This window comes from Thalassobaculum sp., assembly GCF_965223715.1.
GTDB lineage: Bacteria > Pseudomonadota > Alphaproteobacteria > Thalassobaculales > Thalassobaculaceae > Thalassobaculum.
This window is the reverse complement of sequence record NZ_OZ245012.1, coordinates 3,452,456-3,472,225: the sequence shown is the minus strand read 5'-3', so window position 1 is coordinate 3,472,225 and position 19,770 is coordinate 3,452,456. Positions and strand designations below refer to the sequence as shown.

Sequence of the window (19,770 nt, the reverse complement as noted above, 5' to 3'; positions counted from 1 at the left end):
GGCGCCGACGCACACCAACCAACGAGAGCCCCCATGGCCCAGAGCACGCCCCATAAGAGCACGCCCTATACCGGCATCTTCCCCATCGTCCCCACCCCGTTTCACGAAGACGGGTCGCTCGACCTGGAGGGGCAGAAGCGGGTGCTCGACTGCATGATCGACCAGGGCGTCGATGGGCTCTGCATCCTGGCGAACTATTCCGAGCAGTTCCTGCTCTCCGATGCCGAGCGCGAGACCCTGCAGACCCTGTGCATGGAGCATGTGGCCGGGCGTGTGCCGATGATCGCCACCTGCAGCCACTTCTCCACCCAGGTGGCGGTGGCGCGCTGCAAGCGGGCGCAGGAGCAGGGGGCGGCGATGGTGATGATGATGCCGCCCTATCACGGCGCGCTGCTGAAGGCCGGCGACCAGGGCGTATTCGAGCATTTCGCAGCACTCTCGCAGGCGATCGACATCCCCATCATGATCCAGGACGCGCCGCTGAGCGGCACGAACCTGTCGGTGCCGCTGCTGGCGCGGATCGCGAAGGAGCTGTCGAACGTCAGCTACTTCAAGATCGAGATGCCGGGCACGGCGGCCAAGCTGCGGGCGCTGATCGAGGCGGCGGGCGACCATATCGACGGGCCGTTCGACGGCGAGGAGGGCATCACCCTGATGGCCGATCTCGATGCCGGGGCGACCGGGACCATGACCAGCGGCCTCGCCTGCGAGCAGATCCGGCCGATCGTGATGGACTTCCTGGCCGGCGACCGCGCCAAGGCGGAGGCGCAGTACAACCGCATGCTGCCGCTGATCAATTTCGAGAACCGGCAATGCGGTCTGCGGGCCTGCAAGACGGTGATGCAGGCGGGCGGAGTGATCAAATCCGACGCCGTCCGCCACCCGCTGGAGCCGCTGCCGGCCCCGACGCGGGACGCACTGCTGACCATGGCGAAGGACCTGGACCTGATCGCGATGCGCTGGGGGAAGTAGCGCGTCAGCCTCTCTCAACCCGTCATCCCGGGAGACCCCGTCCCGGATTTAATCCGGGATTGATCCGGGGGCTGCCCGGGACCGAGCGTGTTCCGGCGGTCGAGTAACGGTCCCGGCCTCGCCCCGGGGCAGGCCCGGGGACGATCCGGGATGACGCCGGGGGAAAAGGTACCTCCATCGCGTCTCCCCGGCCTTGCGCCGGGGCCGAGGGTGACGCTTGCTGGAGCGGTGGAGAAATAACGCCAAGCGCTCCAGCGACCCCCTTTCTCGGTCCCGGCGCAAGGCCGGGAAGACGGGGAGGAAAATTAAGGCACCATCCCCAGCTCCCGCGCCTGGATCTGCAGGGCGAGGTACTTGGAATACACCCGGCACTGGGAGAGCGCGCCGCCGGTGAACCACAGGCCTGGCTGGCCGGTCGCCATCCACATGTTGCGCAGCTCCTGGGTCTCCGGGTCGAAGTTCCACACCGGTCCCGCCCGCTCGGCCACCGCCTCGCCAAACAGCAGCCGCACCATGTGGTCCTGGTTCTTGTAGCCGGTGGCCAGCACGATCAGCTCCGCCGGCCGTTCCTCGCCCGACGCCATCGCCACGCCGCCGGCGGTGAAACGGTCGATATCGGCATACTGGATCAGGGCGATCTTTCCCGACGCGATCAGCTCCGAGCAGCCGACGTTGAAGTAATACCCGCCGCCCCGCGTGCGGTATTTCAGCGGCCAGCCGGTCCCGCCCTCGCCGAAATCGAGCCGGAATCCGGCCTTCTCCAACCCGTCGAGCAGCGGCTTGTCGAGCTCCCTCACGCGGTCGGTGATCTCCTTGTGCGCCACCTTCATCAGCGCGAGCGGGATCGACAGGACCGTGAGGTCGCGGTCGTCGCGCGACGGGCCGGGGCCGAGGAAGACGCCGTCATAGAGCTGGGCGCTCGGCTCGATGTTCACCACCAGGGTGGGGGTGCGCTGGACCATGGTGACCTTCGCGCCGTTGCCCTGGAGGTCCTGGGCGATGTCGTGGGCGCTGGTGCCGGTGCCGAAGACCATCACCGGCCGGTCGCGCCATTCCGCGCCGTCGCCGAACCGGCTGGAATGCAAGACCTTGCCCTTGAAGCTCTCCAGGGTCGGGATCTCCGGAAGGTGCGGCGTGCCGCTGACGCTGGTGGCCATGACGATGTGGCGCGGCCGCATCTCGCGGGTGCTGCCGTCGGCGAGGGTCAGCCGGGCGGTCCAGCATTGGGCGGCCTCGTCCCACTCCGCGCCGTCGAAGCTGGTGCGGGTCCAGAAGTTGATCGCCAGAACGTCGACGTAGAATTCGAGCCAGTTGGCGATCAGGTCCTTGGGGATGTAGGAGGGGAAGGTCTCGGGAAACGGCAGGTAGGGCAGGTGGTTGCTGTGCAGTGTGTTGTGCAGCTTCAGCCCGTGATAGCGCAGGCGCCAGTTGTCGCCGATCCGCGCCATCTTATCCACGATCAGGGTGTCGATGCCGAGCTGGCCGAGCCGGGCCGCCGCCGTGATCCCGCCATGGCCGCCGCCGACGACCAGCACCGCCGGGTCGCGATCGGAATACGCAGCCGCCTCCCGCCGCTTGTCCGCCCAGTTCGGGCCGTGGAAGGCGCGGGAGAAGGCCGGCTCGTCACGGGCGGCGCGCAAGGTCTCCTCCTCGTGGCCGCGGATCGCCTCCAGGGTGGTGAGCAGGGTCCAAGCCTTCTGCGAGCCGACCGCCATGCGCAGCAGGCCGGCGCCGCGCCCCACATCGGTCTGGAAAGTGAGAAAAGCCTCGACCACCTCCGCCCCGGCCCGGTGCATCTTGCGTGGCGGACAGCGATCCGGGTCGATGGCGACGTCGCGCAGACCCTTCTCCGCCGCCAGCCGGGCCAGGTCGGCGGCGATGACGTCGCGCCCGCTGGTGGTCTTGAGTGTCCAGGTCAGGGCCAGGGTGTCGCGCCAGTGGCTGTCGGCCTCGAACATCTCCGCCACCGCCTCGGCGGACCCTGTTGCCAGGGCGGCGTTGAAGTCCTCGACCCAGCGCAGGGAGGCGCGCTCAGGCGTGCGGTAGACGGCAGCCTCCATGTCAGCCGAGCTCCCCCAGGGCCGGGCGGCGCGAGATCTGTTCCACCGTCGGATCGCCGGTGCGGCCATAGGCCCACCAGACCCCGAAGCCGAGCAGGGCGCGGACCCGGTCCGAGGCCGCCTCGTACATCTCCTCGCTCAGCCCCACCGTGTAGTTCTCCTGGGGCCGGAACTGCGGGCCGCAGAAGGTGACCAGCAGGCCCCAGCGGTCGGTGTTGCCGGTATTGGCCCCGGTGCCGTGCCAGATCCTGCCGTCGGCGATCACCGCGGTACCGGCCGGTCCCTCGGCGGCGATGGTCTCCACGTCTCGGTCCAGCTCGGGGTCGGGATGGCGGCCCCAGAGATGGCTGCCCGGGACCAGACGGGTGCCGCCATTGGTCTCGGTGAAGTCGTTCAGCATGACGATCACCTGAGCGCAGGCGGCGGGTGCGATCATCGCCGGCACGTCGGTCGGTGCGAGGGCGGGATCGCGGTCGAAGGTGGTGCGGTTGGTCGAGCCGATCGGCAGCGGCCGGCGATCGGGGCGGTGCGGGACCGGGGCCCACCACTGGTCGGTATGCAGGTTCATCGGCACGCTGCCGGGCCGGGCGATGTTGGCGTTGTAGGCGGAGAGCTGGAACGCGTCGCCCAGGATATGGCCGACGAGATCCAGCACCGGCTCGCGCTCCAGCACCTCGTGATAGACACGGCCCTTGTTCGCCAGCATCCAGACCCGCTGGTTCACCCCGCCGTTGCGGGCCTTGAAGGCATCGGCGCGGATCCGGCCGTCGGCATCGCGGAAGGCGCCCCATTGCTGGTCGGCCCCGCCATCCTCGAAGGCGTGGTCGAGCTGCTTCTCCGCATCCGCCTGGGCCTGGGTTCGGGCGCGCACCCGTCCCAGCAGCGGCTCCGGCACGGCGTCCTGCAGCAGGCAGTATCCGAAGCGCTCGATATCGGCGCGGGCGCGATCCAGGTCCTTGGTGGGCCGGGGCAGATCCCGGCGATCGACGGACTTCGTGATCTCGACAGTCACGGCAGCCTCCCTCGGGTTCCGCCGGTCTTGTCTTTGGCCGGCGGATGGGCGGCGGGCTTGGCGACCGGTCGGTGTGCTGTATGGTGCGGCAAGCGTAGGGGCTGCGCGAACCGGACGGCAAGACGCCGAATACGGGCGCGGCCGATCAGAACCGTTGTCGTGCGGGACCCCAGGGGCTATGGGAGTGGCCCTGCAGCGCGCGACAGTCACGGGAGGACCAGACCATGACGGGCGACGGCTATGCCGGCGACGTAACCAGCGTCGAGGCGATGGAGATTCTGAGGAACGATATGGACGCGGTCCTGCTGGACGTGCGCACCGACGCGGAGTGGACCTTCGTCGGGCGCCCGGACCTGAGCAGCCTCGGCCGGGAGCCGGTGCTGATCTCGTGGCAGACCTTCCCGGGCATGGCGCCGAACGGCGGCTTCGTCGACGCGGTGCGCCGCTCGGTCCTGAACAAGGACGTGCCGGTGCTGATCCTGTGTCGCTCGGGCCAGCGGTCGAAGAGTGCCGCCATCGCCCTGACCGAGGCCGGATACGGTGACTGCCGCAACATCTCCGACGGGTTCGAAGGCCCGAAGGACGCGGACGGCCACCGCAACACCGTGTCCGGCTGGCGCGCCAGCGGCCTGCCCTGGCAGCAGGGCTGAGGAGCGTGCCATGGCCGACCGCAAGATCTACCGCCTGCTCACCGGGCCCGACGACGCCGCGTTCTGCGTGCGGGTCGGCGATGCGCTGAAGGAGGGCTATGTCCTCTACGGCTCCCCCGGAATCACCCACGGCCCGAACGGCGTGATCGTCTCCCAGGCGGTCGTGCTGCCGGAATACCTGCCGCCCCTGTCCAAGGAGACGTCCGCGTGACTTCCGCCGACAACAACTGGCGCCGGTCGACCCGGCTGGTGCGCACCGGCCTGGCGCGCAGCCCAAACAACGAGACGGCCGAGGCGCTCTACCTGAACTCCGGTTTCGTCTTCAACTCGGCCGCCGAGGCCGAGGCCGCGTTCAAGGGCGAGAACGACGTCTACATGTACTCGCGCTACGGCAACCCGACGGTCACCACCTTCGAGGAGCGGCTGGCCGCGCTGGAAGGGGCGGAGATGTGCCGGGCGACGGCGACCGGCATGGCGGCGATCTTTTCGGCCCTGGCCTGCCAGCTCAAGAGCGGCGACCGGGTCGTCGCCGCGCGCGAGCTGTTCGGCGCCTGCCACCACATCGTCGCCAAGATCCTGCCGAAATGGGGCGTGGAGACCCAGTTCGTGAAGGGCACGGACCTGGAGGCCTGGAAGGCCGCCCTGTCGAAGCCGGCCAATGCGGTGCTGCTGGAGAGCCCGTCGAACCCGATGCTCGACCTGGTGGACATCGCCGCCGTCTCCGAGCTGGCCCATGCGGCCGGGGCCAAGGTGATCGTCGACAACGTCTTCGCCACGCCGCTCTTCCAGAGCCCGCTGGAGCTCGGCGCCGACGTGGTCGTCTATTCGGCGACCAAGCATATCGACGGCCACGGCCGCTGCCTCGGCGGTGCCGTGCTCGGTTCGGCCGCCTGGATGAACGAGCATTTCATCCCGTTCTACCGTAACACCGGCCCGTCCATGAGCCCGTTCAACGCCTGGGTCATGGCCAAGTCGCTGGAGACCCTGGAACTGCGGGTCGAGCGGATGAGTGCGACGGCGGCCACGGTCGCCGACTGGCTCGCCGGGCAGAGCCAGGTGCTGAAGGTGCGCTATCCGGGCCGCACCGATCATCCGCAGCACGACCTGGCCAAGCGCCAGATGCGCGGCTTCGGCAGCCTGGTGGCCATGGAGGTCGCGGGCGGCAAGACGGCGGCCTTCACCGTGCTGGACAGCCTCAAGGTCATCGACCTGTCCAACAACCTGGGCGACGCCAAGTCGCTGGCCTGCCACCCGTTCACCACGACCCATGCCAAGGTGCCGCTCGAGGAGAAACTCGATTGCGGTATCACCGAGGGGGCGATCCGGTTGTCGGTCGGTCTTGAACACCCCGACGACCTGATCGAGGATCTGGCACAAGCCCTGGCGGCCGCGTCCTGACCGGAGCGGGCGCCCGAATGGGGCGCCCGGCACCGGAGGAAACCGCCATGATCGCATTGAAGAACCACGCCCTGGACAAACTGCGCGCCGGGGAGCTGTCGCTCGGGGTCGGCCTGCGCCAGGCGCGCACGGTCGATATCGGCAAGGCGATGAAGACCGCCGGTTTCGACTGGCTGTTCATCGACATGGAGCACAACTCCATGGACGTCGACACCGCGGTACAGATCAGCGTGGCCGCGCAGGATGCCGGCATCACGCCGATCGTGCGGGTGCCGGGTTTCCAGCATTTCCATGCCACCCGCGTCCTGGACGGCGGCGCCCAGGGCATCGTCGTGCCCCATGTGGACGACGCCGAGACCGCGGCGCAGATGGTGTCGAACATGCGCTATCCGCCGCTCGGTCACCGCTCGGTCACAGGGGCGTTGCCGCAGCTCGATTTCGAGGGCCATTCGGTGGCCGAGACCGCCGAGGTGGTCAACCGCGAGACGCTGCTGGTGGTCATGCTGGAGACCCCGACCGCCATCGCCAACGCCCATGAGATCGCCGCCGTGCCGGGGGTCGACGCCCTGCTGATCGGCACCAGCGACCTGACCATGGAGATGGGCATCCCGGGCCAGCCGGAGCATCCGGACGTGATCAAGGCCTACGAGACCATGCTCGACGCCTGCCGGACCCACGGCAAGTTTCCGGGCATGGGTGGGATCTACGACCCGCCGGTCATGCAGCGTTATGTGTCGATGGGGGTGCGGATAGTGCTGGCCGGGAGCGACCTGGCGTTCCTGATGGCCGGCGCGCGGGCGCGGGCGAAGGAAGTCGGGGCCCTGCTGTAGGACCGGTGAGGATGAGGCGGCCGACCGGAACCGGCCGCCTCCGCGATCTCAGAATTCCAGCATGATGCCGGTGACGACGGCCCAGCCCTCGTTGTCGGCGCCGCTGTCGGCCTCGAACTCGCTGCGGAAGATCGAGCCCAGCGCGGTCACGCCTGGGCCGAGGTCGTAGGCGCCGGACAGCATGATCGTGTTGTGGTCGCTGTCGCCGGCGGTGGCGACGCTGTCCTCCACCGAACCCTGGTAGTAGGACAGGGACACCGAGGCGTCGCCAAAGGCGTAGGCGATGCCGACGTCGAAGCCGTCGCCGTCGAAGGACGTCGCGGTATCGGTGCCGCCGCCCGGGTTGCCCTGGGTGTTGGCGTAGGAGCCGCCGATGGTGAAGCCGGCATAGCTGAAGTTGGCGCCGAAGCTGTAGCCCTCGGCGTCGTCGCCGGCGGCACCCACGCCATCCGGCTTTTCGGCGAACAGGTAGCCGGCGGCGATCGCCACATCGACCCCGCCGATCGTTTCGACGAAGTTCGCTCCGAACGCGATGCCATCGCTGTAGAGATCACCGGCCGGCTGGACGTTGTTGTCGCGCTCGAACTCGGGGATGTAGGAGACACCGAGCTGGAAGCCGGAGAAGCGCGGCGTGAAGTAGTTGATCTTCGACGCCTGGTCTTCGCCGAGATACAGGTAGGTGGACTGGAAGGCGGAATCCGCGTCGCCGCCGGACAGGTTCACGACCCAGTCGGCGATGTCGCTGTCATTGATGCCGTATCCGACATCCGGGGCCGAGTAGTGCATCAGGGCCGCGACCGTGTCGGTCTGGCCGATCTCCAGCCGCCCGGCGCTGCTCTCGACATACAGCATCGAGCCGTCGATCTGGTCAGAGCCGGAGGAGATCGCGTCCAGCCCGACCTCCATGCCGAAGGACAGACCGTTATCGAGGGTGATCTCGCCGCCGAAGGTCAGGGTCCCGTCGGTCTTGACGTCGAACCCCGTGAAGTCGCCGGTGTTGGTGTCGTTGTCGACATGCCCGAAATACTGCGTGTACTCGCCGCCGATGCCGACGGAGAGCTTTTCCGCGGCGCCGGCCGGCGCCGCCAGGGCGAATGTTGCAAACACCGAGGCAGCGAGGCCGACCGGCCGCCACCGTACCAAGCCGAGTGGTTGGTTCATGGGTCCCCCCTCCAGAGGGTCAATGAGAAGAGCGATGGAATCGCGGGGCTGCAGCTGCTTTTGACATTCAACTGCAACATGAATGTAGCCTGACTTTAGGTCAGTGTCTCTGTCTCTCTATATGTTATGTTATAACATTGCAATTGAAAAATCCACTGATACCGGGAGGTTGAGGCGCGTCAGTGTCCTCGGTCGCCGACCCGCTCGGTCCGGCGCCAGTGCCAGCAGCATAATGCGAATGATTCTCATTTTGTTGTTGCAATTGCGAATAGCTTGCAATAACAAGCTAACGCGACGGCCACGGACGTCCAAGTCAAATCAACCGATCGGCGGCCCAGCCGCTGGCGACCTGACCGACAGAGGGGAAAGATCGATGAAGCGTTGGATGATAGCGGGCGTTCTGGCCCTCGGCGTGGCGCCGCTCTCGGCCCAGGCCGCGGCTCCGTCGGCCGAGGCGGTCCTGACGACCTATGCCGATATCGCCCATGCCGCCTACGAGGATTCGCTGATCACGGCGAAGCAGCTTGAAAGCGCGGTCGACGCCCTGATCGCCTCACCCTCCGAAGAAACCCTCGACAAGGCGAAGCAGGCCTGGAAGGCCGCCCGGGTGCCGTATCAGCAGACCGAGGCCTACCGGTTCGGCAACCCGATCGTCGACGAGTGGGAAGGCAAGGTGAACGCCTGGCCGCTGGACGAGGGTCTGATCGACTATGTCGACACCGGCAGCTACGGCAAGTCGAGCGACGACAACCCGTATTACACCGCCAACGTCATCGCCAATCCGTCCCTGAAGCTCGGCGGCAGCACCCTGGAGACGCCGAAGATCACCACCGCGGTGATCCAGGAGCTGCATGAGCTGGACGCGGTCGAGGCGAACGTCACCACCGGCTACCACGCCATCGAGTTCCTGCTCTGGGGCCAGGACCTGAACGGCACAGGCCCGGGCGCCGGCGCACGGCCCTATACCGATTTCGATCCGAAGAACTGCACCAACGGCAACTGTGACCGGCGTGCCGCCTATCTGGAGGTCGCGACCGAGTTGCTGATCGCCGATCTGGAAGAGATGGTGGCCAACTGGGCCGAGGGCGGCGCCGCCCGGGCCGCGGTGATGGAGGCCGGCGACAAGGGCGGTCTGGCCATGATCCTGACCGGCATGGGCAGCCTGTCCTACGGCGAACTGGCCGGCGAGCGCATGAAGCTCGGCCTGCTGCTGCACGATCCGGAAGAGGAGCATGACTGCTTCTCCGACAACACCCACTGGTCCCACTACTACGACGCCCTGGGTGTGAAGAACGTCTATGAGGGCCGCTACGAGCGGGTCGATGGCAGCGTGGTCGAGGGGCCGAGCGTCTCCGACCTGGTCGCCGCCACCGATGCGGAGCTGGACAAGGCTCTGTCCGGCGCCCTGAACGACACCATGGCGAAGATGACCGACATGGCCGATGCCGCCGAGGCGGGCGAGGCCTACGACCAGCAGATCGGCGAAGGCAACGAGTCGGGCAATGCCCGGGTCGATGCCGCCATCACCGCCCTTCTGGTTCAGACACGTGAGATCGAGCGCGCGGTCGCGGCGCTCGGGCTGGACAATCTCTCCATCGAGGGGTCGGACAGTTTGGACAATCCTGCCGCTGTTTTTCAGTGACCGGGATTGACGCGATCACTCTCTAGTCGAAGCATGGCAACTTGGGCGGTCCGGCAACGGACCGCCCCTTTTCGCCGAAACCGACCAGGTATTTAGGTCATGCGACGCATACAGGTGACGGGCGCGTTCACCGCCGTTCTCCTCGCCGGCCTTAGCGTCTCGATGCTGCTGGGCACGGTCTGCGAGACGACCGCCGATCCGGCCGGCAGCCTGCCGGCGGGCGACGCCACCTCGCCCCATGCTCCAGACGGCAACGCCTTCTCCCATTCCTCGGCGACCCTGCCCTTCGAGAAGGAGCTCGACTTCAAGGTCGGCAACGGCATCTTCAAGAAGCTCTGGGTTACCGCCCCGGCCTCGACCAAGTCGTCGGACGGGTTGGGACCGCTCTACAACGCCCGCGCCTGCCAGCGCTGCCACCTGAAGGACGGGCGCGGCCACCCGCCCTCCGCCAATTTCCCCGAGGACAACGCCGTCTCCATGCTGATGCGGCTCGGCATCCCGATCGGACCCCGGGACACGAAGCCGGACCCGGTCTATGGCGGCCAGCTCCAGGACTTCGCCGTGGCCGGCGTGCCCATCGAGGGCCGCCCGCACGTCACCTGGACCGAAGAGCTGGTGGCCCTGGCCGACGGCACCGAGGTGTCCCTGCGCCGGCCGGACTGGACCATCGTCGATCTCGGCTACGGGCCGATGGATCCGCAGACCCGGTTCTCGGTCCGCATGGCGCCGCCGATGATCGGCCTCGGCCTGCTGGAGGCGGTGCCGGCCGAGCAGATCGCCGCCTATGCCGATCCCGAGGACGCCGATGGGGACGGGATCTCCGGCCGGGCGGCCGAGGTGACCAATGCCGAGACCGGCGAGCGCATGCTCGGCCGCTTCGGCTGGAAGGCCTCGCAGCCCGACCTGCGGCAGCAGACCCAGGCGGCCTTTCTGGGCGATATGGGCCTGTCGACCACCGCCTTCCCGTTCAGCCATGGCGACTGCACGGACAACCAGGCGATCTGCCGCGACGCACCCCATGGCGGCAGCGCGGCGACCGGCCTGGAGGTCAGCGAGACCATGCTGAAGCTGGTGGTCTTCTATTCGCGCCACCTCGCCGTGCCGGCCCGCCGCAACCTCACCGACCCCGCCGTCGTCCGCGGCGAGACCGTCTTCGCCGAGGCCGGCTGCGCCGGCTGCCACCGGCCCAGCCTGACCACCGCGGCGGATGCCGAGGACCCGGCCCTGGCCGGCCACACGATCTACGCCTTCACCGACCTGCTGCTGCATGACATGGGACCGGACCTGGCCGACGGCCTGCCGGAAGGCGATGCCGAGCAATCCGAATGGCGCACCCCGCCGCTCTGGGGGATTGGCCTCACCGAGACCGTCAACGGCCACACCAATTTCCTGCATGACGGCCGCGCCCGGTCGGTGCTGGAGGCGATCCTGTGGCATGGTGGCGAGGCCCGGGCGGCGCGCGACCATGTAATCGGCCTCGGCGCCGCCGATCGGGACGCCCTGATCGCCTATATCAACTCGCTCTAGGAGGCCGCGATGCGGGTCCTCGCCGTTCTGCTCACCGTGTTCTGGATCCTGCCGGCGCCGGGCGCGCGGGCGGACGTGTCGAAGGAACTGGTCGAGGATCTGGTCGACGGCAACGTGATCCCGGCCTACCGCCGCTTCGAGGAGAAGACCGGCGCCCTGTCCGAGGCGGTGGCCGCGGCCTGTGCCGGCGACACGCTGTCCACCGACGCGGTGACATCGGCCTTCACCGAGGCGTGGCTTGCCTGGGCCGGGGCGCGCCATGTGGTCAAGGGGCCGGTCACCTTCTTCGACCGCCAATTCCGCATCCAGTTCTGGCCGGACAGCCGCAACCGGATCGAGCGGGCGATACTCGACCTGCGCAAGGCGGGCGGGGTGCCGGATATCGCCGGGGCGACCGTGGGTGTCCAGGGCTTTCCGGCCCTGGAGCGGCTGATCTATGAGGGCGAGGGGGCGAGCGACTGTTTCATCGCCCGGCCGATCGCCGAGAACCTGCACGGCATGGCGGCTGCCATCCTGACCGAATGGACCGAGGGCGAGACCCCGTTCCGCAAGGCGATGGTGGCGCCGGGGAGCGGGGCCGGCGTCTACTTCACCTATGCGGAATCCCTGACCGCGCTGATGACCGGGGCGGTCGCTTCCCTGGAAGGCGTTCTGCGGCTGCGCCTGAAGCGGCCGCTGGGCGACGACAGCGGCCATGTGCGCCCGAACCTGGTCGAGGCCTGGCGCAGCCGGCTTTCCATGGAGCTGGTCCGGGCCGACCTCGCCGCGGTGGCCGATTTCTACCACGGTGGTGCCGCCGAGGGCGGAGAGCCCCGGGGGCTCGACGCGGCCCTGCGGCGGAGCGGGGAGACCGAGCTGGCCGACCTGATGACCAAGGCGTTCCGAATCACCCGGGAGACGGCGGCCAAGATCGACCGGCCGCTGCACGAGGCGGTGCTGGCCCCTGAAACCAAGCCCACGCTGGACGAACTGATCACTCAGGTCTCCGCCCTGAAGGCGCTCATCATCCAGAAGGTCGGCCCGGCGCTGGGCATCGCCGGCGGGTTCAACGCGATGGATGGAGACTGACCATGGCCGATGCCGTGCTGTCCCGCCGCAGCGTCCTGGCTGCGCTCGCCAGCCTGCCGGCTCTCGGGCCGCTGCCGGCGGCGGCGGTCCCGCGGCCGGTGGTGGTGACGACGGCCAAGCTGGCCGCCGGCGGCTTCGGCATCGTCGGCATCGACGCCGACGGACTGGCGAGTTTCGTGGAGCCGCTGCCTGATCGCGGCCATGGGGTGGTGCCGCGTCCCGGGGGCGATGATGTCGCGGTGGTCGCCCGCCGCCCCGGCCGGTTCGGCTATGTGGTCGCGGCCGAGACCGGCGCGGTCCGGGCCGAGCTCGACCTGCCGGATACCCGCCACTATTACGGCCACGCCGCGTATTCCGCCGACGGACGGCTGCTCTACACCACGGAGAACGCTTTCGACGAGGATCGCGGCGTGCTCGGCGTGTGGGACGCGACCGACGGCTACCGGCGGGTCGGCGAGATCGACAGCGCCGGCATCGGCCCCCATGAGGTGCGCCGCGCCGCCGAGGACGGATCGCTGTGGGTCGCCAATGGCGGCATCCTGACCCGCCCCGACAGCGGCCGGATCAAGCTGAACCTGCCGACCATGCAGCCGACCCTGGCCCGGGTAGCACCCGGCGGGACGGCGGCGGAGCGGGTGCTGGTTCTGCCGGCCGACCTGCATAAGCTCAGCATGCGCCACGTCGCCACGCACTGGGACACGGTCGCCGTCGCCATGCAGTACGAGGGGCCGGAAAGCGACATCGTCCCGCTGATCGCCCTGACCACTGCCGGCGGCACGGCCCTGCGCCTGCTCGACCTGCCGGAGATTCTGGCCATGCGCTCGCGCCAGTATACCGGGGACATCGCCTTCGATCCGACCGGGGCCATCGTCGGCGCCGGCCTGCCGCGGGGCGGATTCTTTGCCTTCTGGGCGGTGGATGGCGGCCGCTTCCTGGGGTCGGTGGAGGCCCCGGACGGTTGCGCCATCGCGACCGGCCGGGGGGCGGGCGGCTTCGTCATCTCCACCGGCATCGCCCGGATCGGCCATGTCACCGCCCGCCCGGACGGCGTCGACGTGCGCTGGACCCATGCCCCGGAGGTGACGGCCTTCGACAATCACCTCATGGCGGCCACCTGAGCGGTCGTCACGCCTTCCCGTACAACCGGTCGAGCCGCTCGTAGTAGTTCTCGCGGATCTTGTGCCGGCGGATCTTCAGGGTGGGGGTCATCATCCCGTTCTCGGTGGTGAAGGGCTCGGTCGCCACCTGGAAGCGCCGCACCTTCTCGATCTGGGCGAGGTCCTTGTTCACCCGGTCGATGGCGGCCGACAGCGCCTTGTGGAAGCCCTCGTCCTCCGCCAGGACGGCCAGGTTCGCGGTCTTGCCATTGGCGGAGGCCCACTCCTCCACGAAGCTCTCCTCCGGCACCACCAGGGCGACCAGATAGGGGCGCTTGTCGCCATAGACCATGGCCTGGAGGATCTCAGGCTGCAGGGTCAGCTTGCCCTCGATCCGGGCTGGCGAGATGTTGTCGCCGCCTGAATTGACGATGATGTCCTTCTTGCGGTCCGTTATGACGATGTAGCCGTCCTCGTCGATATGGCCGACATCGCCGGTGTACAGCCAGCCCTCCTTTATGGTGGCGGCGGTGGTGTCCGGGTCGTGCCAGTAGCCCTTCATCAGCAGGTCGCCGGCCACCAGGATCTCCCCGTCCTCGGCGATCTTGACCTGCACACCCTTCAGCGGCGGGCCGACCGTATGGATCTTGATCCGGCCCGGCGGGTTGGCGGAGACCACGGGCGAGGCTTCGGTCTGGCCGTAGCCCTGCAGCAGGTTGACGTGGAGGGCGAGGAAGAACTTCCCGATATCCGGGTTCAGCGGGCCGCCGCCGGAGACGAAGGCCTTGAGCCTGCCGCCGAAGCGCTGGGACACCTTCTTGCGGACCAGCTTGGTCAGTATCCAGTTGTAGATCGTCTCCCACAGGGAGAGGCTGGACGGATCCTCGTAGCGCTTGCGGCCGAGCCGGACGGCGTCGTGGAACAGGTCGGCCGACTTGCCGCCCTTGCGCTCGACCCCGCGCAGGATGCGGTCGTGCAGCACCTCGTAGAGCCGGGGCACGGCCGTCATGATGGTGGGGCGGACTTCCTGCAGGTTGGCCGCGAGCTGGTCCGGCCCCTCGCAGTAGTAGATCTGCGCGCCGATCGAGATCGGGAAGAACAGCCCGCAGGTATGCTCGTAGGAATGGGACAGCGGCAGCAGCGACAGGAAGATCTCGTCGCCCAGGTCGTATTCCTTGAGCAGGTGATAGGCGCCGTCGCAGTTCGCCAGCATCGAGCGGTGGGTCAGCATCACACCCTTCGGCCGGCCGCCGGTGCCCGAGGTGTAGATGAAGCAGGCGGTGTCGTCCTTGGGCAGGCCGGCGGCCAGCGCCGGAATGTCGGTGTCGTCGGCGCCGCCCAGCGCCATCACCTCGTGCCAGCCGTGCAGGTCGACCCCGCCGGCGGTGGTGTCGGCCGGCTCCTCGATGGTGATCACGATGCCGCAATTCTCGGAGCTGCGGGCCGCCGGTATCACCCGCCGCGCCAGGCGCGAGGTGCTGACGATCGCCGCCCGGGCCCCGGAATGGTCGAGGATGTAGAGGTGGTCGTCGGTGGTGTTGGTCGTATAGGCCGGGACCGTGACCGCGCCGATCGACATGATCGCCAGATCGGCCACCGCCCAGTCCGGCCGGTTGTCGGACACGACCACGACCCGGTCGCCGGCCTGGATGCCGATCTTCAGCAGCCCGCGGGCGAGGCGGATCACCTGGTCCCGGGCTTCGCCGTAGCTCCAGGATGTCCACTGGCCGTCATTCTTGGCCCACAGGAAGGGCTTGCTGCCGAGCGACTGGGCCTGGCCGAAGAACATGGTCGGCAGGTTGGTGATGGCGGCGTAATCCATGCGGTTTCCCCCGTTCGGCATACGGTGTGGCATTCTGTGCGTTCTTGGCGGCCGTTGTGTGACGGCTCTTGATCGGAATGCGCGTCCCTGTCCGGCCGGACGGTTGGCGCCGCCGGTCCGAACCTCTATATCGCGTTAAGGGGCGGCGATGCCAAGTCGCCGTCGACCAAATGTGTTGGAAACCCGCCCGAAGGACATGCCCGATGCCGGACGCCTCGACCCTCGGCCCCTTGCCGCAATGGGACCTCGCCGACCTCTACCCGAGCCCGGACGGGCCCGAGCTTTCCGGCGATCTTGAGCGCTCCACCGAGAAGGCCAAATCCTTCCGCGCGTCGCTGGAGGGCAAGGTCGCCGGGCTGACCGGCGCCGATCTGGCCGCTGCGATCGCCGAATACGAGGCGATCGAGGAAGTGCTGGGCCGGATCATGTCCTACGCCCATCTGCGCTATGCCGGCGACATGTCCGATCCGGAGATCGGCAAGTTCTATCAGTCGATGCAGGAGCGGGTGAACGCGATCTCCACCGAGCTGCTGTTCTTCACCCTGGAGATCAACCGCATCGCCGAGGCGGATCTCGCCGCCAAAATGCAGGACGCGGCACTGGCCCATTACGCGCCGTGGCTGCGCGAGGTGCGGGCGTTCCGCGACCACCAGCTCTCCGACGAGCTGGAGCAGATGCTGCATGAGAAATACGTCGCCGGCCGCGCCGCCTGGACCCGGCTGTTCGACGAGACCATGGCCCGGCTGCGCTTCCCGCTGGACGGCGAGACCCTGACCACCTCGGAGATCCTCGACAAGCTGAGCCACCGGGACGGCAAGGTGCGCAAGAAGGCGGCTGAGAGCCTGTCCACGGTGCTGAACGAGAATGTCGGCCTGTTCGCGCTGATCACCAACACGCTCGCCAAGGACAAGGCGATCGACGACAAGTGGCGCCATTACAAGCGCCCGATCTCCGCCCGCAACCTATCCAACGCGGTCGAGGACGAGGTCGTCTCCGCCCTGGTCGAGGCCGTGCGCACCGCCTATCCAAAACTGTCGCACCGCTACTACGCGATCAAGGCGAAGTGGTTCGGCCGCGACAAGCTGGACTATTGGGACCGCAACGCGCCGCTGCCCAACGACGACGACGCTTCAATTTCCTGGGACAAGGCGCGGGACACGGTGCTGGACGCCTATGCTGCGTTCTCGCCGGACCTGGCGGCCGTGGGGAAGAGGTTTTTCGACAACCCGTGGATCGATGCCCCGGCGCGGCCGGGCAAGGCGTCGGGCGCCTTCGCCCATCCCACGGTGCCGGCGGCGCATCCCTATCTGCTGCTGAACTACCAGGGCAAGACCCGGGACGTCATGACGCTCGCCCATGAGCTCGGCCACGGCGTGCACCAAGTGCTGGCGGGCCCGCAGGGACACCTGATGTCCGATACCCCGCTCACCCTGGCGGAGACCGCCAGCGTGTTCGGCGAGATGCTGACCTTCCGCTCCCTGCTCGCCCAGCGCAAGGACCCGGCCCAGCGCAAGGTGATGCTGGCCGGCAAGGTGGAGGACATGCTGAACACGGTGGTCCGCCAGATCGCCTTCCACACCTTCGAGGAGCGGGTGCACGACGTCCGCGCCGAGGGTGAGCTGACCCCGACCCAGCTCGGCGACATCTGGATGGAGGTGCAGCGCGAGAGCCTGGGCCCGGCGTTCAACTTCGAGGACAGCTACCGGGTCTTCTGGTCCTACATTCCGCACTTCATCCATTCGCCGTTCTACGTCTACGCCTACGCCTTCGGCGACTGCCTGGTGAACTCGCTCTACGCGGTCTATCAGGACGCCGAGCAGGGCTTCGCCGAGAAGTACCTGACCATGCTGAAGGCGGGCGGCACCCTGCGGCACAAGGAGCTGCTGGCCCCGTTCGGCCTCGACGCCTCCGACCCGGCCTTCTGGTCCAAGGGGCTGACGGTCATCGAGGGCATGATCGACGAGCTGGAGACGATGGACTGACAAATCACCGTGCGGCGGGCGGGCCAAGACCCGCACCTGCCGCATGGCTCGGTCCCGCGATTGGTGCTTTCGCAACGGTCTGACCGCAGGCATGGTGCGAAGGTCGTCGCGTCACCCGGTCGCGGCTGCCTTGCCGGACCGAGCCAATGCCGTCTGACGCCGTGCCTCCCAAGCCCGTTCAGCCCGTTACCGTGGATGGTGCGGCCGTGCGCGGCATCCTTCTGCAGATCGTCGCCGTCGCCGGGTTCTCGGTGATGGGCATGCTGATCAAGCTGCTGGACGGGCGCTATCCGACCTCCGAGGTCATCCTGTTCCGCTGCTGGCCGGCGCTGATCCCGCTGCTGTTCTACCTGCCGATGCAGGGCGGGTGGTCGGCGCTGAAGACCCGGCGGCCGGGCTGGCACGTGGTGCGGACGGTCTCCGGCTTGGTGTCGATGTTCGTCGGCTTCTACGCGCTGACGCTGATGCCGATGGCCGACTATGTGGCGATCTCCTTCACCGCCCCTCTGTTCGGGACCCTGCTGTCGATCCCGCTGCTGGGCGAGCGGGTCGGTGTGTGGCGGCTCGGCGCGGTGGCGGTCGGCTTCGTCGGGGCCGTCTTCACCCTGGGCCCGCTCTCCGGCTCGCTCGATCCGGTGGCGCTGTTCGCGGTCGGCTCGGCGCTCGGATATGGCGTGGCGATGATCTCCATGCGCAAGCTGGGGGCCACGGACAAGTCGGCGGCGACGGTGTTCTACTTCACGCTGGGCAGCGGCGTGGTCAGCCTGATCGTGCTGATCGCCCCCGGCCAGTGGGTGACGCCGACCGTCGACGACCTCGTCATCCTGATGACCATCGGTCTGCTCGGCGGGGTGGCGCAGATCTTCATGACCGAAGCCTTCCGTCTCGCCCCGCCTTCGGTGGTGGCACCGTTCGACTACACGGCGATGATCTGGGCCATGGGCTTCGGTTTCTTCGTCTTCGGAACGGTCCCCGGCTGGAACGTCTTCGTCGGCGCCGGCCTCATTGCCGCCTCCGGCCTCTACATCATCCACCGCGAGCGCGTGCGCGGCATCAAGCGCGGGAAGATCAAGGGCAGCAGTTTGTAGGTTGAGCTGTACTTGTTTCTTTCCGTCATCCCGGTGAGGCCCGGGCTTGACCCGGGGCTCGACCGGGACCCAGCGACAGGGACACGGTCCCGGTCGGCTCCCGGATCAAGTCCGGGCGCCACCGGGATGACGGACGGGCAGGAGATTTATGGCATCACCCGCAACGCCTTCTCGAAGAAGTCCGGCGCGCCGAAATTCCCCGACTTCAGTGCCAGGGCGATCGGCTCGGCCGTGCCAAGGGTCACCGTGCCCGGCACGCCCGGGTCGATCTGCGCGCCGATATGCAGGCCGGTGACGCCGAGCGCCGACACCACGGCACCGGAGGTCTCGCCGCCGGCCACCACCAGGCGGCGCACGCCGTCCTGCTCCACCAGCGCCTTGGCGATCTTCGCCATCGCGCCTTCCACCAGTTCCCCGGCCTCGGCCCGGCCGAGCTTTTCCTGGATCGCCTTCACCGTCTCCGGCGGGGCCGAGGCGTAGATCAGCACCGGGCCGTCCGCCATCTTCTTCCGGGCGAAGGCCAGGGCCTCGCCGACCACGTCCTCGCCGTTGGCCAGCTTCATCGGGTCGATGTTGAGGGCGGGATGCGCCTTCTCCCATTCGCCGATCTGCCCCAGGGTCGCGGCAGAGCAGGAGCCGGCGATCACCGCCGCCTTGCCGCTCACCGCCGGCACCTCGTTGGCGCCTTCCTCGGCGGCCAGCAGGCCGCGGCGTCGATAGGCCTCGGGCAGGCCGATGGCGATGCCGGAGCCGCCGGTGATCAGGTCGAGATCGGCCAGCGCCTCGCCGGCGGTGTGGAGCTGGGCGTCGTCCACCGAATCGAGAATGGCGTAGCCGTGCCCGTCGCCGCGCAGGCTCTCCACCTTGGCCCGGATTGCCTCAACGCCTCCCTGGATATCGCGGTGCTGGATCAGCCCGACCTTGCGGCTGGTCTGCCTCCCCAGCACCTGTACCAGGTTGCTGTCAGTCATCGGGGTCAGTGGGTGATGGCGCATGTGGGTGTCGGAGAGCAACTGGTCGCCGACGAAGAGATGGCCCTTGAAGATGGTCCGCCCGGTCTCCGGGAAGGCCGGGCAGGCGATGGTGAATTCCGCCCCCAGCCGGTCGAGCAGGGCGTCGGCCACCGGCCCGATATTGCCCTCGTCCGTGGAATCGAAGGTCGAGCAGTACTTGAACAGGAAGCGTTGGCACCCGGCCCGCTTCAGCCAGTCCAGCGCCGCCACCGACATCTCCACGGCTTCCGCGGCCGGGTTGGTGCGCGACTTCAGGGCGACGACGATGGCGTCCACGTCCGGCACCTCGGTGTCCGCCCCCGGCACGCCGATGAGCTGCACCGTGCGCATGCCGCCGCGCACCAGATTGTTGGCGAGGTCGGTCGCGCCGGTGAAGTCGTCGGCCACGCAGCCCAGGATTGGTGCCATTCGATCCTCCCGATCGTCGGATTGTTCAAGCGCTTGGTCG

16 protein-coding genes are annotated in these 19,770 nt (G+C 68.2%); 11 read left to right on the top strand and 5 right to left on the bottom strand.

Translation table 11 applies throughout. The features are described from left to right. Positions 1–33 precede the first annotated feature (33 nt). Positions 34–972 carry a dihydrodipicolinate synthase family protein gene (locus tag ACOQOP_RS16005; RefSeq protein ID WP_420562813.1) on the top strand — a complete coding sequence of 313 codons (939 nt, stop codon included), beginning with the start codon at positions 34–36 and terminating at the stop codon, positions 970–972. A 305-nt stretch (positions 973–1,277) separates the two neighbouring features. Here the strand turns inward: ACOQOP_RS16005 and ACOQOP_RS16000 are convergent, their stop codons facing one another. Both ACOQOP_RS16000 and ACOQOP_RS15995 read right to left on the bottom strand, forming a co-directional pair. After that, on the bottom strand, positions 1,278–3,032 hold the full coding sequence (locus ACOQOP_RS16000) for a flavin-containing monooxygenase (protein ID WP_420562812.1): 1,755 nt from the start codon (positions 3,030–3,032) through the stop codon (positions 1,278–1,280). Position 3,033: 1 nt separating this feature from the next. After that, complete coding sequence (locus ACOQOP_RS15995) at positions 3,034–4,044, bottom strand: phytanoyl-CoA dioxygenase family protein (protein ID WP_420562811.1); 1,011 nt, start codon at positions 4,042–4,044, stop codon at positions 3,034–3,036. Positions 4,045–4,268: 224 nt separating this feature from the next. Here ACOQOP_RS15995 and ACOQOP_RS15990 point away from each other — a divergent pair, with 224 nt between their 5' ends. Genes ACOQOP_RS15990 through ACOQOP_RS15975 form a run of 4 tightly spaced genes read left to right on the top strand, consistent with a single transcriptional unit; the run spans position 4,269 to position 6,922 of the window. Next, complete coding sequence (locus tag ACOQOP_RS15990; RefSeq protein WP_420562810.1) at positions 4,269–4,694, top strand: rhodanese-like domain-containing protein; 426 nt, start codon at positions 4,269–4,271, stop codon at positions 4,692–4,694. Positions 4,695–4,704: 10 nt separating this feature from the next. Further along, positions 4,705–4,905: a DUF1737 domain-containing protein gene (locus ACOQOP_RS15985; RefSeq protein ID WP_420562809.1), complete on the top strand. Its 201-nt coding sequence runs from the start codon at positions 4,705–4,707 to the stop codon at positions 4,903–4,905. Then, on the top strand, positions 4,902–6,092 hold the full coding sequence (gene metZ / locus ACOQOP_RS15980; RefSeq protein WP_420562808.1) for an O-succinylhomoserine sulfhydrylase: 1,191 nt from the start codon (positions 4,902–4,904) through the stop codon (positions 6,090–6,092). The genes ACOQOP_RS15985 and metZ overlap by 4 nt, the downstream gene beginning before the upstream one ends. Before the next feature lie 47 nt (positions 6,093–6,139). After that, the gene (locus ACOQOP_RS15975) at positions 6,140–6,922 is read left to right on the top strand and encodes an HpcH/HpaI aldolase family protein (RefSeq protein ID WP_420562807.1); all 783 of its coding nucleotides are present in this window, start codon (positions 6,140–6,142) and stop codon (positions 6,920–6,922) included. A gap of 48 nt (positions 6,923–6,970) precedes the next feature. Here ACOQOP_RS15975 and ACOQOP_RS15970 read toward each other — a convergent pair whose 3' ends face one another. Then, positions 6,971–8,083, bottom strand: a complete 1,113-nt coding sequence (locus tag ACOQOP_RS15970; RefSeq protein ID WP_420562806.1) for a porin — start codon at positions 8,081–8,083, stop codon at positions 6,971–6,973. Positions 8,084–8,456: 373 nt separating this feature from the next. Between ACOQOP_RS15970 and ACOQOP_RS15965 the strand changes: the two genes are divergently transcribed. The 4 genes from ACOQOP_RS15965 (at position 8,457) to ACOQOP_RS15950 (ending at position 13,438) form a co-directional block, all read left to right on the top strand. Further along, positions 8,457–9,725, top strand: coding sequence for an imelysin family protein (locus ACOQOP_RS15965; protein WP_420562805.1), 1,269 nt, complete (start codon positions 8,457–8,459; stop codon positions 9,723–9,725). A gap of 99 nt (positions 9,726–9,824) precedes the next feature. Beyond that, on the top strand, positions 9,825–11,252 hold the full coding sequence (locus ACOQOP_RS15960) for a di-heme oxidoredictase family protein (protein ID WP_420562804.1): 1,428 nt from the start codon (positions 9,825–9,827) through the stop codon (positions 11,250–11,252). 9 nt (positions 11,253–11,261) lie between these two features. Further along, positions 11,262–12,320: an imelysin family protein gene (locus ACOQOP_RS15955; RefSeq protein WP_420562803.1), complete on the top strand. Its 1,059-nt coding sequence runs from the start codon at positions 11,262–11,264 to the stop codon at positions 12,318–12,320. Positions 12,321–12,322: 2 nt separating this feature from the next. Then, a complete protein-coding gene (locus ACOQOP_RS15950; protein WP_420562802.1) occupies positions 12,323–13,438 on the top strand; it encodes a DUF1513 domain-containing protein in 1,116 nt (371 codons plus the stop codon). Between the two features lie 7 nt (positions 13,439–13,445). On the opposite strand, the gene ACOQOP_RS15945 is transcribed toward ACOQOP_RS15950, so the two are convergent. After that, a complete protein-coding gene (locus ACOQOP_RS15945; RefSeq protein WP_420562801.1) occupies positions 13,446–15,239 on the bottom strand; it encodes an AMP-dependent synthetase/ligase in 1,794 nt (597 codons plus the stop codon). 203 nt (positions 15,240–15,442) lie between these two features. On the opposite strand from ACOQOP_RS15945, the gene ACOQOP_RS15940 reads away from it, so the two are divergent. Next, complete coding sequence (locus ACOQOP_RS15940) at positions 15,443–17,221, top strand: M3 family oligoendopeptidase (RefSeq protein ID WP_420562800.1); 1,779 nt, start codon at positions 15,443–15,445, stop codon at positions 17,219–17,221. Positions 17,222–17,427: 206 nt separating this feature from the next. Continuing rightward, positions 17,428–18,309 (top strand): DMT family transporter, encoded by an 882-nt coding sequence (locus ACOQOP_RS15935; protein ID WP_420562799.1) that lies wholly within the window; start codon positions 17,428–17,430, stop codon positions 18,307–18,309. Between the two features lie 146 nt (positions 18,310–18,455). Here the strand turns inward: ACOQOP_RS15935 and otnK are convergent, their stop codons facing one another. After that, the gene (gene otnK / locus ACOQOP_RS15930) at positions 18,456–19,730 is read right to left on the bottom strand and encodes a 3-oxo-tetronate kinase (RefSeq protein WP_420562798.1); all 1,275 of its coding nucleotides are present in this window, start codon (positions 19,728–19,730) and stop codon (positions 18,456–18,458) included. Between the last annotated feature and the right edge of the window lie 40 nt (positions 19,731–19,770).